The 14370-nt window shown below is 68.2% G+C and carries 19 protein-coding genes; 6 read left to right on the top strand and 13 right to left on the bottom strand.

The genetic code is table 11. The features are described from left to right. Window positions 1-339: 339 nt before the first annotated feature. The 3 genes from phoY to DDF67_RS13715 are packed head-to-tail and all read right to left on the bottom strand — an operon-like array spanning window position 340 to window position 4373. A complete protein-coding gene (phoY, locus tag DDF67_RS13705; RefSeq protein WP_109101433.1) occupies window positions 340-2013 on the bottom strand; it encodes an alkaline phosphatase PhoY in 1674 nt (557 codons plus the stop codon). 58 nt (window positions 2014-2071) lie between these two features. Continuing rightward, complete coding sequence (locus tag DDF67_RS13710; RefSeq protein ID WP_109101434.1) at window positions 2072-3616, bottom strand: glycine betaine ABC transporter substrate-binding protein; 1545 nt, start codon at window positions 3614-3616, stop codon at window positions 2072-2074. Further along, a complete protein-coding gene (locus tag DDF67_RS13715; RefSeq protein ID WP_109101435.1) occupies window positions 3609-4373 on the bottom strand; it encodes an ATP-binding cassette domain-containing protein in 765 nt (254 codons plus the stop codon). Before DDF67_RS13715 ends, DDF67_RS13710 begins: the two co-directional genes overlap by 8 nt. Window positions 4374-4492: 119 nt before the next feature. Here DDF67_RS13715 and DDF67_RS13720 point away from each other — a divergent pair, with 119 nt between their 5' ends. Next, window positions 4493-4675 carry a hypothetical protein gene (locus DDF67_RS13720; protein WP_109101436.1) on the top strand — a complete coding sequence of 61 codons (183 nt, stop codon included), beginning with the start codon at window positions 4493-4495 and terminating at the stop codon, window positions 4673-4675. A 97-nt stretch (window positions 4676-4772) separates the two neighbouring features. Here DDF67_RS13720 and DDF67_RS13725 read toward each other — a convergent pair whose 3' ends face one another. The 5 genes from DDF67_RS13725 to flgB all read right to left on the bottom strand — a co-directional run bounded on the left by DDF67_RS13725 (window position 4773) and on the right by flgB (window position 6754). Beyond that, window positions 4773-5006, bottom strand: a complete 234-nt coding sequence (locus DDF67_RS13725; RefSeq protein WP_109101437.1) for a hypothetical protein — start codon at window positions 5004-5006, stop codon at window positions 4773-4775. Between the two features lie 237 nt (window positions 5007-5243). After that, window positions 5244-5483 (bottom strand): CsbD family protein, encoded by a 240-nt coding sequence (locus tag DDF67_RS13730; protein WP_109101438.1) that lies wholly within the window; start codon window positions 5481-5483, stop codon window positions 5244-5246. Window positions 5484-5556: 73 nt separating this feature from the next. Continuing rightward, the gene (gene fliE, locus DDF67_RS13735; RefSeq protein ID WP_101718891.1) at window positions 5557-5862 is read right to left on the bottom strand and encodes a flagellar hook-basal body complex protein FliE; all 306 of its coding nucleotides are present in this window, start codon (window positions 5860-5862) and stop codon (window positions 5557-5559) included. A 13-nt stretch (window positions 5863-5875) separates the two neighbouring features. Then, window positions 5876-6295 carry a flagellar basal body rod protein FlgC gene (gene flgC / locus DDF67_RS13740; protein ID WP_109101439.1) on the bottom strand — a complete coding sequence of 140 codons (420 nt, stop codon included), beginning with the start codon at window positions 6293-6295 and terminating at the stop codon, window positions 5876-5878. 12 nt (window positions 6296-6307) lie between these two features. Further along, window positions 6308-6754 (bottom strand): flagellar basal body rod protein FlgB, encoded by a 447-nt coding sequence (gene flgB / locus DDF67_RS13745; protein ID WP_109101440.1) that lies wholly within the window; start codon window positions 6752-6754, stop codon window positions 6308-6310. 105 nt (window positions 6755-6859) lie between these two features. Between flgB and DDF67_RS13750 the strand changes: the two genes are divergently transcribed. Genes DDF67_RS13750 through DDF67_RS13765 form a run of 4 tightly spaced genes read left to right on the top strand, consistent with a single transcriptional unit; the run spans window position 6860 to window position 9175 of the window. Continuing rightward, window positions 6860-7171 carry a flagellar biosynthetic protein FliO gene (locus DDF67_RS13750; protein WP_109101441.1) on the top strand — a complete coding sequence of 104 codons (312 nt, stop codon included), beginning with the start codon at window positions 6860-6862 and terminating at the stop codon, window positions 7169-7171. Next, complete coding sequence (gene fliP / locus DDF67_RS13755; protein WP_408608608.1) at window positions 7171-7968, top strand: flagellar type III secretion system pore protein FliP; 798 nt, start codon at window positions 7171-7173, stop codon at window positions 7966-7968. The genes DDF67_RS13750 and fliP overlap by 1 nt, the downstream gene beginning before the upstream one ends. A gap of 45 nt (window positions 7969-8013) precedes the next feature. Next, complete coding sequence (locus DDF67_RS13760; RefSeq protein WP_109101442.1) at window positions 8014-8925, top strand: ribokinase; 912 nt, start codon at window positions 8014-8016, stop codon at window positions 8923-8925. A gap of 55 nt (window positions 8926-8980) precedes the next feature. Next, a complete protein-coding gene (locus tag DDF67_RS13765) occupies window positions 8981-9175 on the top strand; it encodes a hypothetical protein (protein WP_146198035.1) in 195 nt (64 codons plus the stop codon). On the opposite strand, the gene mopJ is transcribed toward DDF67_RS13765, so the two are convergent. Further along, on the bottom strand, window positions 9176-9673 hold the full coding sequence (gene mopJ / locus DDF67_RS13770) for a motility/cell cycle regulatory protein MopJ (protein ID WP_109101584.1): 498 nt from the start codon (window positions 9671-9673) through the stop codon (window positions 9176-9178). A gap of 81 nt (window positions 9674-9754) precedes the next feature. On the opposite strand from mopJ, the gene DDF67_RS26260 reads away from it, so the two are divergent. After that, window positions 9755-9883, top strand: coding sequence for a hypothetical protein (locus tag DDF67_RS26260; RefSeq protein WP_269845451.1), 129 nt, complete (start codon window positions 9755-9757; stop codon window positions 9881-9883). 14 nt (window positions 9884-9897) lie between these two features. Here the strand turns inward: DDF67_RS26260 and DDF67_RS13775 are convergent, their stop codons facing one another. The 4 genes from DDF67_RS13775 to DDF67_RS13790 all read right to left on the bottom strand — a co-directional run bounded on the left by DDF67_RS13775 (window position 9898) and on the right by DDF67_RS13790 (window position 14316). Then, window positions 9898-10317 (bottom strand): MucR family transcriptional regulator, encoded by a 420-nt coding sequence (locus DDF67_RS13775; RefSeq protein ID WP_109101444.1) that lies wholly within the window; start codon window positions 10315-10317, stop codon window positions 9898-9900. 253 nt (window positions 10318-10570) lie between these two features. Continuing rightward, window positions 10571-11782 carry a DUF2336 domain-containing protein gene (locus DDF67_RS13780; RefSeq protein ID WP_109101445.1) on the bottom strand — a complete coding sequence of 404 codons (1212 nt, stop codon included), beginning with the start codon at window positions 11780-11782 and terminating at the stop codon, window positions 10571-10573. Between the two features lie 130 nt (window positions 11783-11912). After that, window positions 11913-12797, bottom strand: a complete 885-nt coding sequence (locus DDF67_RS13785; protein WP_109101446.1) for a crotonase/enoyl-CoA hydratase family protein — start codon at window positions 12795-12797, stop codon at window positions 11913-11915. Window positions 12798-12981: 184 nt separating this feature from the next. After that, complete coding sequence (locus tag DDF67_RS13790) at window positions 12982-14316, bottom strand: cytochrome P450 (RefSeq protein WP_109101447.1); 1335 nt, start codon at window positions 14314-14316, stop codon at window positions 12982-12984. Window positions 14317-14370 lie beyond the last annotated feature (54 nt).

Here is a 14370-nt window from a genome sequence, read left to right on the forward strand (position 1 = left end):
ATCGAATAGGGTCGAACCATCCAGGCTGGCCTCCCGCACCAGCCTCCATGTTGAATCACGATCCGCTCAAACCCGGAATCCCCGATTCAATCAAATCCAAGCGCGCTCTAGTTGCTGGCGAAACCATCCATTGACATGCAAGCTTCACCGATCAGTCGGGAAACTGTCATGCGTACGGAATTGAAGTTGCACTGGTGGCAGCGCCACCCCTTCGTCGGCCTGGCCGTCGGCTGGGTGGCGATCGCGATCGGGGCGGACCTGCTCGCCCTGCTGCTGCGGCATTGAAAAAGGGCGCGGACCAAGGTCCGCGCCCCTCTCATCTGAAGATCAGCGACAATCTCAGCAGTCGTGGCCGGCGCCCAGCGGGCGGCAGCGGCCGTCGATGGCCTTGGGGATCGGCACGCCGGTGACGGCGGCGATCGTCGGGGCGATGTCGACGGTCTCGATCGGCAGGATGCGCTCGCGGGCTTGCGCGTTCTTCCACCAGAACAAGATCGGCACGCGACGGTCGTAGTCCCAGGGCGTGCCGTGGGTGGCGACGTAGGTGGCGCTGGCGCTGGCCGGCACAAGGTTCGGCCTGAACGCCACCAGGATGTCGCCCGAGCGGCCGGGATAGGCGCTGCGGCGCAGGCGCTCCTTGACGCTGATGGTGTCGGGCGAGGTTCCCTTGGCGACCGGCGGCGTGGTCAGCAGGTCGTTGATCTCGTAGGCCTCGGCGACCTCGCCGCGCGAACGGACCAGGGCCAGGGCGGCCGAGGCGATGCGGGCGCGCTCGGTCGCGGGCGGGGTCTTCTTGTCGGCGCCGACGATCACCAGGGTGTCGATGCCGCCCGGGGCGACCAGCGGATCGTAGTCGAGCGACAGGTCGGCGCGCAGCTGCTGGTTCAGGCCCTTGAGCCAGGCCGAGGTGGCGATGCGCGAGACGTCGTAGCCTTCGTCATGCAGGCGCTCGGGGAAGTCCGAACCGCCGTGGTCGGCGCTCAGCACCACCAGCACCTCGCCCTTGGCCTTGCCGATGCGCGACAGGAAGGTGTCCAGGCGCGCGTCCAGGCGGCTGAGATGGTCGCACATCTCCGGACCACGGGTGCCGTAGCGGTGGCCGATGAAGTCGGTGGCCGACAGGCTGACGGTCAGGACGTCGACCTGCGGGCCGTCGCCCAGGCCGAACTCGTCGCGCAGGGCGGCGGCGGCCTCCAGGGTCACGGCGTCGGTATAGGGGCTGGCCGACAGGTCGCGCAGCGTCTCGGCGTTATTGGTCGGCAGCGGCCGCGGCAGCTTGGCGTCCCAGGTGCGATCACCGGTGGTCCAGGTCTTTTCGAGGGCGGCGCAGGCCTTGTTCTCGTAAGTCCACACGAAGGGCTTCTTCTTCTGCTCGGCGGCCAGGCGCGCGTTCAGGGCGGCGACGGGGGCCAGCTTGGTCGCGGCGTCCTCGCCCGGCTTGACATAGGTCGTGAAGCCGAAGCCCGCCTGGTACCAGAAGGCGCCGTCCGGATCGTGGCCGGCCATGGTGATCGCGCCGCGATCCTTGCCCGAGACGCCGTAGACGCGGCTCTTGGGCGACACGGCCTTCAGCCATTCACCGTAGGTGGGGACCATCAGGTTCCTGGGGCTGACCGGGTCCTGTTCGGACGGCGCGGCCAGGGTCACCGACTCGTCGAGCAGGCAGTAGGACTTCTTGCCGGTCGCCGCGTCGTACCAGTTGTTGCCGACGATGCCGGTGCGGTTGGGATAGGCGCCGGTGAGCAGGCTGGAGTGGCCCGGGCAGGTCTCGGTCATGCCGTGCGACTGGTAGCCGTTGGGATAGGCGACGCCCTCGCGGCCGAGCTTGCCGAGGCCGCCTTTCCACTGGCCGCGCCACTGTTCGAACAGGTTGGCGCTGAACTGGTCGATGGAGATCACCACCACCAGCTTGGGGTTGGGCTTCACCTGATCGGCCGCCTTGGCCGGGACGGAGGCGAAGAGGGCGACGCCGGCCAGCGCCGACAGCGCCGCCGTGTGGGTAAGCTTGCTCATGGCGCGCAACCTGCCCCAACGGCGGAGCGGCCGCAAACAAAGCTTCAGCGGACGAAGTTCATCGAGGCGCCACGGCCAGTTCTCGCGCGGCCGCGGCCGGCGACTGCTTGCCGCTGTCGCGATCGACGGCGTAGTTGGCCCTGCGCATGGCGTCGACCGTCAGCTTGTCCGACAACGCGGCGGCCAGGGCCTGGAGGTCTGGATCGCCGGCCCGTCTCGGCGAGACCAGCAGCACCGCGTCATAGGGCGGCAGCGCGCCCTTGGGGTCGGCCAGCACCACCAGGTCGTCGGCGGCGATGCGGCCGTCGCTGGAGAAGGCCGAGATCACGTCGGCCTCGCCCGAGGCCAGGGCGCGGTACATGAAGGTGGGCTGGAACTGGCGGCGGCTCTTGAACTTGAAACCGTAGGCTTTCTCGACCGCCGCCCATTCGGGCCGCGAGAAGAATTCGAGATCGCCGCCCATCACCAGGTTCGGCGCCTTGGCGGAGAGGTCGGCCAGGCTCTTCACGCCCAGTTCCTGCGCCCGCTTGCGCTTCATCGCGAAGGCGTAGGCGTTCTCGAAGCCCAGGGGCGCGGCCAGCACGACGCCGTCGCGACGGGCAAGCTCGGTCTTCAGCGTATCGAGCACCATCTGCCGGCCGGGATTGTCGGTGCGGTGCAGGACGTTGGCCCACAGGGTGCCGGTGTAGTCGACATAGGCGTCGATCTCGCCGGCGGCCAGGGCGCGATAGGCGACGGCCGAGCCGAGGTTGATGCGCCGCTCGACCCGCGCGCCCCGCCCTTCCAGCCGCTGCGCCATCAGTTCGGCCAGCACATATTGCTCGGAAAAGTTCTTGGCCCCGATCACATAGGCCTGGGGCCTCGGGGTCAGGGCCGGAGCCGCCAGCGGCGCCACGGCGGCGGCGAGGCCAAGGCCCAGCGCGGCCAGCGCCCCGCCCCAGAGGACGGGCCTGCGCTGCTCCAGCCCGCGGCCGACCACGCCCAGAAGCTGGTCGACGACGAGGGCCAGGCCCGCGGAGGCGGCGCAACCGACCAGCACCATGTCCCAGGCCTCGGTCTGGAGGCCCGAGAAGATGTAGTCGCCCAGCGAGGTCTGGCCGACGGGCGTGGCCAGGGTCGCGCCGCCGATGGTCCAGACGGCGGCGGTGCGCACGCCGGCCAGGATCACCGGCGCGGCCAGGGGCAGCTCGACCTTCAAGAGGCTCTGACCCGGTGTCATGCCGACGCCCCTCGCCGCTTCGGTGACGGCGGGGTCGACGCCGGCCAGGCCCGCGGCGGTGTTCCGCAGGATCGGCAGCATGGCGTAGAGCGACAGGGCCAGCAGGGCCGGCAGGAAGCCCAGAGCCGGAAAACCGAAACCCAGGCTCGCCTTCGTCAGGTTCGAGATCAGCAGCAGCAGCGGATAGAACAGCGCCAGCAGGGCGAGGCTGGGGATGGTCTGGACCAGGCCCGTGACCGCCAGGGCGATCCAGCGCAGGCCCGGCCGGCGCGCGGCGGCGAAGCCCAGCGGCAGGGCGACGGCGAGGCCGAGCGCCAGGGCGGCGGCCGACAAGGCCGCATGCCAGGCCAGGCGCTGGGGCAGCAGGGCGAGCAGTTCAGCCATCCAGCAGCGCCCTCACCCGCTCGGCCTGGCGACGCGGGGCGGCCATCAGAGCCTCGACGCGCGGATCGTCGTGACCGGCCATCAGCTCACGCGGCGCGGCGTCGGCGATGATCCGGCCCTGATCCAGCACGATCACCCGGTCGGCCAGCAACAGGGCCTCGGCCACGTCGTGGGTGACCATGACAGTGGTCAGGGACAGCGCCTGGTGCAGGCGGCGGACGTCGTCGCCCAGGGCCTGGCGGGTGATCGGGTCCAGCGCCCCGAACGGCTCGTCCATCAGCAGGATCGAGGGCCGGCCGGCCAGGGCGCGGGCCACGCCCACGCGCTGGCGCTGGCCGCCCGACAGGGCCGAAGGGCGGCGCCCCGCCACCGCGCGCGGCAGGTCGACGAGGTCGAGCAGTTCGTCGACCCGGGCGGCGATCTCGTCCCTGCCCCAGCCCAGCAGGGCCGGCACGACGCCGATGTTCTCGGCCACGGTCATGTGCGGGAAGAGACCGATTTCCTGGAAGACGTAGCCGATGCGGCGACGAAGAGCCGGACCGTCCAGAGCGTTCACCGCCTCGCCGTCGATCCGCACGAGGCCGGAGCTCGGCGGCGCCAGGGCGTTGATGGTCTTGAGCAGCGTGGTCTTGCCCGCCCCCGATCCGCCGACCAGGGCCACGAACTGACCCCTGCCGATCGACAGGTCGACGCCCTGCAGCGCTATGGCGCCGTCATGCGTCTTGCCGACCTGTTCGAGGGCGATGGCTGGGTTCATGCCGCCCCACCTTTCCCGCTACCGGGCGCTGCGACAAGCCGTCCCGCTTGCACCAGGCCAAATCAGACGCGTTAATAGTGATTAACGGGGGTAATTCAGGCTGGCGTGGAGCATTGACGATGGCCGCAACCCTGACCGCCTCCCCATCGACGGGGAGCTTCAAGGCCCGCAAGCGCCGCAAGGCCGTGCAGCGCCGCCTGCGCGTGGCCGTGGCCGTGATGCTGCTGCTGAACCTGACCGTCTGGGCCGGGGTGGTGGCCGCCCTGCGCGGCGTGGACGTGGCGGGACTGGTTCCGCTGTAGCTGACCAGCCGTCATTACCGCCCCTGTAGCTGGGGGACGTCCACCGCTGCAAACATCGCTCGGAAGCGGACAGATCTGGGTTCGGCTAGGGGTGGGGCTAGACGACGTTGCCGTCTCTGAGCCAGGGCAACTGAGCGATCATGTCACGCTCGGCTTCCGCTTGGGTAGCGTACAGGCCAGAGCAATGACTTGGCGCCATAAACACATACTCGCCGTCCCGCCCCTCGGTATACTCCTCGAAAATATAGAAGCCGCCGCGCGCCATTAGCTCAGCATAGCGCTTTCCGTCCGCGCTATCGATCCGTCTAAGGACTTTGGCTTCTTGGCTCATCCTCTCCGAATAGCAGACCTTACGAAGTTCGGGCATGGGTCGTGAACCGAATTTGGCGCCAGACCTGCTCGGACGTTCAGATCGATATTGCGAGTGGGTATCTGGTTGGATCGACACCCGCCCTTGTGGCAGGAAAATCGGGGCGGCGTGCTAGGCACGCCGCCTGCGCCGTCCGGGTGAATGCAACCAGGGGGATCCGGCCACCGGCGCGAGAATGACGGGCGTGGGAGCGGCCCTTTAGTCCTTGGCGTCTTTCGCTGCGGCCTTGAGGTCTTCGCCGGCCGATTTCACGCCGCCGACCACCTCGTCCTTCTTGCCTTCCTTCTGCAGATCCTTGTCGCCCGTGACGTCGCCGACGGCGGACTTGATCTCGCCTTGCGTCTTCTGGGCGTGGCCGGAATCCTTGTCGCCGCAGGCGGTCAGGGCGAGCGCGGCGGCGGCGATGGCGATGAGGGAGAGAGGACGCGTGAGGTTCATGCGGTGGAGCTCCGTTGTTCGAGCTCTCAACGCATCGCCTGCGGTTTAGGTTCGATCCGCGACGGTCAAGCCTTCAGATCGACATCCGCATGATCTCTTGATAGGCCGAGATCACCTGGTCGCGGATCGAGATCACGGTCTCGAGGCTGGCTTCGGCCGACGAGATGGCCGTGACGACGTCGATCAGTTCGGCCTTGCCGGCCGCCTGCTGGGCGATCTTGTGCTCGGCCTGGCGCGAGGCCTGGACCGTATCGGTCATTGCCGACTTCAGCATGTCGCCGAAGTCCATCTTCTTGGGCTCGCCGACGCTCTTGCCGAGCGAGAGCGGAGTAGCGCCGGTGGCGGCGTAGGCCTTGGAGGCGGCCAGAGCGGTGATCATCGCCTAAGCCCCCTTACTTCTTCAGGATGTCGAGCGTGCGCGACTGCATGCTGCGCGCGGTCTCGATCACGTTGAGGTTGGCCTCGTAGGCGCGCTGCGCCTCCTTCATGTCCAGCGCCTCGACCAGGGTGTCGACGTTGGGCAGCTTGACATAGCCCTTGGCGTCCGCGGCCGGGTTGCCGGGGTCGTACTCGGTCTTGAAGTCCTTCTGGTCGCCCTCGACGCGGGCCATCTGGACGCCCTCGGCGCCCTCGATCCTGGCCGGACGGAACACAGGCACCTGACGGCGATAGGGGTCGCCGCCGGCCGTGCGGGCCGTCGAATTGGCGTTGGCGATGTTCTCGGCGATGATGCGCATGCGGCCCTGCTGGGCCTTGAGCGCGCTGGCCGCCACGGCCATCGCCGCCGCCGACTGGGATCGGATCTCTGCCATCTAGGAGGTCCTCTAGCCGTTGGGGCGACGCGCGGCGGTGCGCAGCATCGACATGGAGCGTTGGTAGAAAGAGACCGCTGCGTCGTAGTTCATGCGCGCATCGGTCATCTTGAGCATCTGGTCCTCGAGCGTCACGGAATTGCCGTCGAGGGTGGTTTCGCTGTCGGGTCCCTGGGGCGAGCGGAACTGGCTCACCGGTTTGGACGGGGCCAGGTGGCCGGCGCTGGTGGCCAGCATCTGGACCGGCCGGCCCGCCGGGGCCGCGCCGTTGCCGCGATAGACCGGCGTGGTCGTCTGGGCGTCGAGCGAGGCCTGGAAGGAGAAAGGCTTGAGGTCCCGCGGCTGATAGCCGGGGGTGTCGCCGTTGGCGACGTTCTGGGCGACCACCTTCTGCCGCTCGGTCAGGTAACCGAGCCGGTTCTTCAGCATCGCGAAAAGAGGGATGTCGTCCGGACCCATGCGAGCATGGTGAAGAAACAGGGTTAATCAGGCTTTAATAACCGTAGGTCACACCAGGGATGCGGCGCCTCGCCGCGCCTCTTTCCTGTGGAATCCAGTCCGCGCATGGACGTCTTTCTCCTGATCCGCGCCGTGGCGGCGCTGGCCGTCACCCTGGGCCTGATCGGCCTGGCCGCCGTGATGCTGCGCAAGTTCGGCCCCGAAGCCCTCAACCGCCTCGTCTCCCACCGCCGCGAACGTCGGCTGCAGGTGGTCGAGACCCTGGTGCTGGACCCCGCGCGGCGCCTGGTGCTGTGCAGGCTGGACGGCGAGGAGCGCCTGGTGCTGCTGGGCGACGGCCGCCTGCTGGACTGGGTTCCCGCCGGAGCCCCCTCGCCTTCCCCCGTCGCCGAGACCCAGCCGGAGCCCGTGGTCTGATGCGCCTGCTCAAGAGCCTCACCGGCGCCACGCCGCAGGAACTGCGCCGCGCCGCCCTGATCGCCGTGCTGGCGGGCCTGGCGACGACGCTGGGACCCTCGCTGGCCCTGGCCCAGTCGGCGGTCAACGTCGATCTCGGCACGGGCGCGGGCCTGACCGAGCGGGTCGTCCAGCTGGTCGGCCTGCTGACGGTGCTGTCGCTGGCGCCGTCGATCGTGATCATGACGACCTCGTTCGTGCGCATCGTCGTGGTGCTGGGCCTGCTGCGCACGGCGATCGGCGTGCAGCAGAGCCCGCCCAACCCGGTAATCATCAGCCTGGCCCTCTTTCTGACCGCCATCGTCATGGGCCCGACCTTCGAGCAGTCCTACGACGCGGGCGTCAAACCCCTGCTCGACAAGCAGATGGAGCTGCCGCAGGCCTTCGAGGCCGCCGGCCAGCCGGTGAAGACCTTCATGCTGCGCCAGGTCGACGAGGACGACCTGGCCCTGTTCATCCGCCTTTCGAAGATCGAGAAGCCGAAGACCGCCCAGGAGACCCCGCTGAAGGTGGTGACGCCGGCCTTCATGATCTCGGAGCTGAAGCGCGCCTTCGAGATCGGCTTCCTGCTGTTCATCCCGTTCCTGGTCATCGACCTGGTCGTCGCCAGCGTGCTGATGAGCATGGGCATGATGATGCTGCCGCCCGCGACGGTGAGCTTGCCGTTCAAGCTGATATTCTTCGTGCTAGTGGATGGATGGCGACTCGTCTGCGGCAGCCTGGTGGAAAGCTTCCAGCGCGGCGCCGGCGGCGGGTAAGATCCGACCTTTAAGCACAAGAACTAGAACAGAAGACCAAGACCGATGGGCGTTTTCGTACTGGGCTCGATCAATCTGGACGCCGTGGCGCGGGTCGACGACCTGCCGCGGCCGGGCGAGACGGTGGCCGGCCTGTCGCTGGAGCTGTTCCTGGGCGGCAAGGGCGCCAACCAGGCCGTCGCCGCCGCTCGGATGGGCGCGCCCACCCGCCTGATGGGCGCGGTCGGCAAGGACGACAGCGGGGCCAGCCTGAAGGTCAAGCTGGCCGGCTACGGCGTGCAGGTGGCCGACGTGGCCGAACTGTCCGGCGCCCCCACGGGCCAGGCTCACGTCTGGGTGTCGAACGGCGGCGAGAACATGATCGTCGTCACCGGCGGCGCCAACATGATGATCACGCCGCAGCAGGTGGCGGCCACGGCGCTGGAAGGCCAGCGCGTGCTGCTGGCCCAGCTGGAGACCCCGGCGAGCGCCATCGAGGCGCTGTTCAAGGCCGGCGCGGCCAAGGGCGGCCTGCGGGTGCTGAACGCGGCCCCGGCCCTGCCGCAGGGCGCAGCCCTGTTCCCGCTGACCGACATTCTCATCCTGAACCAGACCGAGCTGGCGACCTACGCCCGCCTCGACCATGAGCCGGCCAAGCTGGAGGAGGTCTCCAAGGCCGCCCGCAAGCTGATGAGCCGCCCCGACCAGACGATCATCGTCACCCTGGGCAAGACGGGCGTGGCCGCCGTGCGCCGCGACGAGGCCTTCCTGGTCGAGGGCCGCAAGGTCAAGGCGGTGGACACCGTCGGCGCCGGCGACTGCTTCTGCGGGGCCCTGGCCGCGGGCCTGGCCGCCAACCTGGACCTGCGCGAGGCCGTCGAGCAGGCCAACGCCGCCGCCGCCCTGTCGGTGCAGAAGCCGGGCGCGGCTCCGTCGATGCCGAGCAAGCGCGAAGTCGAGGTCTTCCTGGAAGGTTGACCGCCGACGCCTTCGGAGATCACCTTTCACCCGGAGGCGCGCGATGGAAGACGCAATGGAGCCGGCGACCGAGGCGATGAAAAGTCATAGCCTCGTACCGCTTTGCGACTGGGGCCAGGGGATCGGGCTCAATCTGGCCGAGATGATCGCCGTCGTGATCCTCGGCTTGCTGCTGTCGTTGGCCTGGGTCGCCGTCAATGAGCGAGGCAAGCGGGGCTCGCGTCGGCGAACGCCCGCCCTCGGCCTCTGATCAGGCCGCGCGGATGCCGCTGAAGCCGCCCTCGGCCTGGGCGCCGACGATGGCGTCGTAGCCGAGGATCATGTCGACGTCCTTGCCGTTGCTGGCCAGCGGCAGGCGCAGCCACAGGATCGAGACGTGCGGCGCGCCGCGCCAGGCCAGGCTGTGGACGCCCACGCCCGGACGGCGCTCGTCGACGACCTTGTCCAACTCCTTGCGCCAGTAGTCGGCGGCGGCGGTGTTGTAGACCTCGCTCAGCGCCTTGCCGGTGATCTCGCGGCCATAGACGCTGTAGAGGCCGGTGCCGGCCAGGCGCAGGCGGTAGTCGCGAGGCTCGCGCACGACGTCGATCAGGCTGACCGTCGGCAGCAGCCGCTTGATGCCCGAAGGGTGAAGATCACCACGCGCAGGCAGGCTCGCCCCGCGGCGCAGGGACGCCCAGTATGCGAACATTTCCTGATGAGCGCGGGCCGCGGTCGCGGATGCGCTCAGTTGCGCGGACATCTTCAGAGTCCTTAACAAGCCTTTGGAATCACGGTGATTCACCGCTCGTTCACTATGTCTTAAGCACCGAATCGGCGGAAGCGAAAAATGGCGATCGCCAACAAAGATTCCGCTGGAGAGTCAATCTGGAAGCACAACGCCCGGGCGCTGAAACAGCCCCGGGCGTTTGAATTTTCCGGCCAGCTTAACCACAACCGCTTGATTGGATTAGGGTAAATGAACGCTCAGACTCAGCCCTTACGGCCCTTTCCGGCGCCCCGGCCGGTCTGACCAAGCCCCATCTGGCGGGCAAGTTCCGAGCGCGCCTTGGCGTAGTTCGGCGCAACCATGGGGTAGTCCGAAGGCAGGCCCCACTTCTCACGGTAGTCCTCGGGGCTCATGTCGTACTGCGTACGCAGGTGGCGCTTCAGCGATTTGAACCGCCGGCCGTCCTCCAGGCAGATAATGTAGTCGGGCGTGACCGAACGGCGGACCGGCACCGCCGGCTCCTTGGGCTCGGGCGCGGCGGCCTCGGGCGAGCCGACCGACTTGAGGGCGTCGTGCACGCTGCGGATCAGGGCCGGCATCTCGGAGGCCGGCACGGCGTTGCCGCCGACAAAGGCCGCGACGATGCCCGCGGTAAGTTCGACGAGTGGGATCTCTTCTTCCATGACGCCTCTCCCGTTCCTTTTTATCTTTACTCGGCGCACGCGCGCTTCTGGCGTGCGAAGTTGCATCATGGATAAACGCGTCAGTAAAACCGGGCAATAGATGCCGTCGCGGAATATTGACTGTCGATCGATGCGATCATTCGCAACGTCAACTTAAGGTCGCGAGATAAAAATTCAGATTTTCTGGATTTTGACTGAACGCGTTCGGCGAACTTGACCGGTTGGGTCCGGATCAAACCCCGCCAAGCAGCGCCTAGCGTCCGAAATCCCGCGACAGGGCCAGCATCGCGGCGCGCTGCGGCACCGAGTATTCGTCGATGGCGTCGGTGTCGCCGTCGCGGATGGCCTTCAGCAGCGCCGGCGTCAGGGCCGACGACAGCGACCAGTTCCAGTAACGCAGCACGGTCTGGGCGCGATCGACGGCAATGGCGTCGAACACCGCCAGCACCCGCTCCAGCCCCGGCGACGGCGCGCCCTGCGGATCGGTTTCCGGCCGGCGCAGGCCACGCCACAAGGCCCGCACCGCCGCGCGCGGCAGGCCGGTGGCCTTGCACAGGATGGCGATCGGCTCGCCGCCGGCGTCGGTGAAGATCTTTGCGCCGGTCATCGGCTTGAGGCCGGCGAGATACGAGATTTCCTCGGCGGTCTCGCGGGTCAGGCCGGTCTGGGCGGCCGCGACGGCGTCCTCCAGGCTGTCGAACGGGCTCTTGGCGATGGCGGCGCGGTTGCGCTGGCGGCGCTCGATGAACTGCAAGGCCTTGCGCGACAGCGGGTCCTGCCAGCCCTCCTCCGAAGCCACGGCGAAGACGTCGCCGACGGCCTCCTGCAGGATCTCGCGCGAGACGGCGAAGCGCTGGAGGATGGTGCGGCGGGCCTCGGCGTCGGCCCACCAGAACATCACATAGGCGTGGCTGGGGCGCAGTTCGGCCCGCTTGAGCAGCAGGGCGATCAGGCCGGGATTGTCGCGCGTCAGGGCCACGACGTTCTCGACGCCCTGATGGCTGAACCGGGCCAGCTCGTTGCGCAGCAGCGCCTCGACCACGGAGATCTCGCCCATATCGACAAGGGCGTCGGCCACCACCTCGCCCACGCCGCGGCGGATGGCGATCAGGCGGCGGTGCTCCTGGGTGGCCTGGTACAGGCAGTCGATCAGGTCGGCGTCGGAAAGATTGGGCGAGTTCTCGAGCAGGGCCCGGGCCACCACGACCTCGTCGCGCAGCAGCAGGCGGACCAGCGAGCCGGGCATGTCCGACAGGTTGGCCAGGCGCCGGGCGACCTTCTCGCGCTCCTCGACCACCGCCTCGCGCAGCATCTCGACCAGCAGGTCGGCGCACATCGCCCGCTCGAAGGCGTTGATGCGGCTGGCCGGCAGGCAAACCACGTCAGCGAGGCGCTTCAGGAGGGCGGCGCGCGACTTGGGCGGAACGGCGATCGGCTTGGCGAAGGGCGAAATCGGGTCGGTCATGATCTTCCTGGCGGCGAAGCCCCCGTCGCCAACTTACGAACCTAGACGGTAACGCCCTTAAGTTCGAATTAGCGCCAGGGATTCTCCCGCCAGGGGAATTTGCGGCCTTGAGCCCTTCTCCGCCAGAGCTTCAGCGAAATTGTCGCGGTTCCCACTCCGGCCAGATGTCGGGCAGGTCGGTGGAGACGCGGTTGGGATAGACCGGCGCGCGCTTCTCCAGGAACGAGGTCACGCCCTCCTTGGCGTCGCCCGAGGCGCCGCGCGACTGGATGGCGCGGCTGTCGGCCTTGTGGGCCTCCATCGGATGGTCGGCGCCGGCCATCCGCCAGAGCAGCTGGCGGGTCAGGGCGACCGAGACGGGGGCGGCGTTGTCGGCGATCTCTCGCGCCAGGGCGCGGGCGGCCGGCAGCAGGTCTTCGGGCGCATGCAGCGAGCGGACGAAGCCGCGCTCCCTGGCCTCGGTCGCCGGGAAGACGCGACCGGTATAGCACCATTCCAGCGCCGTCTGGAGGCCTACAAGGCGCGGCAGGAACCAGGACGAGCAGGCCTCTGGCGTGATGCCCCGGCGAGCAAAGACGAAGCCGAACTTGGCGTCTTCGCTGGCCAGGCGAATATCCATGGCCAGTTGCATGGTCGCGCCGACGCCGACGGCCGGGCCGTTCACCGCGGCGATCACCGGCTTGAGGCTGTCGTAGATGCGCAAGGTGACCCGGCCGCCGCCGTCGCGATAGACGTCGCCGACCTTGCCCTCTTCGCGCTCCAGGGCTTGCGGAGACGTGCGGTCGAAAGTGGCCCCGCCGCTCGAAAGGTCGGCCCCGGCGCAGAAGGCCCGGCCCGCGCCGGTGACGATCACCACCTTCACCGCGTCATCGGCGTCGGTGATGTCGAAGACCTCGATCAGCTCCTTCATCATCCGGGCGGTGAAGGCGTTGAGCTTGTCGGGCCGGTTCAGGGTGATCGTCGCGACGCCGTCCTCGACGGCGTAGAGCAGGGTCTCGAAGGTCGGCTGCGACATTTGGCGGGCTCCCTGGGGCAATTTTAAACAATCGTATGATCGCTTGCCGCATGTGCACAACCCCTCCCCCTCGATGGGGGAGGGGCAGGGGTGGGGGTGAGTACGGCGGTCGAAGCCGCGCAAAGCCGCCAACTCAGCAACCACCCCCATCCGCGGCCCTTCCCCCATCAAGGGGGAAGGGAGATCAGGCCCGCCTCACCCCCAGCTTGCTGATGGCGTGGACGAAGTTGTTGGCCGCGATCTCCGTGCTCCCCGTCCATTCCAGGTCGGGGAACCGCGCCAGGATCTGGCGGTAGGCCTCCTCCAGCTGGATTTGGGCGACGCGCTTGCCCAGGCAGGTGTGCGGGCCGTAACCGAAGGCCACGTGCTTGCCAGCGTTGGCGCGGGTCACGTCCAGGCGGTCGGGATCGGCGAAGACCTCAGGGTCGCGGTTGGCCGCGCCGTAGTACATGACCACCTTCTCGCCCTCGGCGATCTGCTGGCCGGCCACCTCGACGTCGCGCGTGGCGGTGCGGCGCATGTAGATCACCGGGCTGACCATGCGGATGAACTCGTCCACCGCGCCGGGCAGCAGCGAGGGATCTTCGATCAGCCGCTGCTTCTGTTCGGGGAACTCGGTCAGCAGCCGCATGGCGCCCGACAGGGTGTTTCGCGTCGTGTCGTTGCCGGCGAAGACGATCAGCAGCCACGACCCGTCAAGATACTCGTCGGCCAGCAGGTCTCCGTCGACCTGGGCGCGGGCGATGGCCGTCATCAGGTCCTGCCTGGGATCCTCCCGGCGCTTGAGCAGCATGGTGCGGCCGTAGTCGAACATCGCCTCGACGTTCTCGTTGAAGTCGGCCACGAACTGCATGAGCTCGAGAGTGGGCGTGATCGGCGCCATGGCCTGCTGCACGGCCAGATCCTGGGCGCGCTCCAGATAGTGCATCCAGGTCAGGAACTTGGCCCGGTCCTCGGGCGGCACGCCCAGGATTTCGCACAGGGTGAACAGCGGCAGGATCGAGGAAAAGTGCTCGACCATGTCGATCTCGGCGCCGCCGGCCAGCAGCGGCTCCATCTCGTCGAGCAGGCGCGTGACCTCGCCCCTTACCTTGTCGGTCAGCCCGCGCAGGTAAGACGCGGTGAAATAGGGCATGTGCTCACGGCGCAGCTGCAGGTGATGCGGCGCGTCGAGATTGATCATGGTGTCCATGGTCGCCCGAAACAGCAGGGCGTGGCGCCGGTCGGGCGGTCCCATCGACATCAGGATCCCGCCCTTCTGCGAGGAGAAGGTCTCCGGATCGCCGTTGACCCGCATGACGTCCTCGTAGCGCGTGACAGCCCAGAAGCCCGGCCCGCCGAACGGCTCGCCGTGCCACATCACCGGAGCCTCCCGCCGCATCCGCGCGAAGTCGGCGAAGGGCTGGCCCTGGGTGAAACGGAAGATGTCGGCCAGGTCGACGCCGTCGAGGGTGGGATAGACCTTGGGGGCCCCAGGCCCCGGCCGGCCGTCGACCACCGTCTTGCTGATCAGTTCCATGCGCTCGCCTCCCGCGAAACGTCGTTATGGAACGCACGATCACCCAGGATTGCG

This window comes from Caulobacter endophyticus (assembly GCF_003116815.1).
Lineage (GTDB): Bacteria > Pseudomonadota > Alphaproteobacteria > Caulobacterales > Caulobacteraceae > Caulobacter > Caulobacter endophyticus.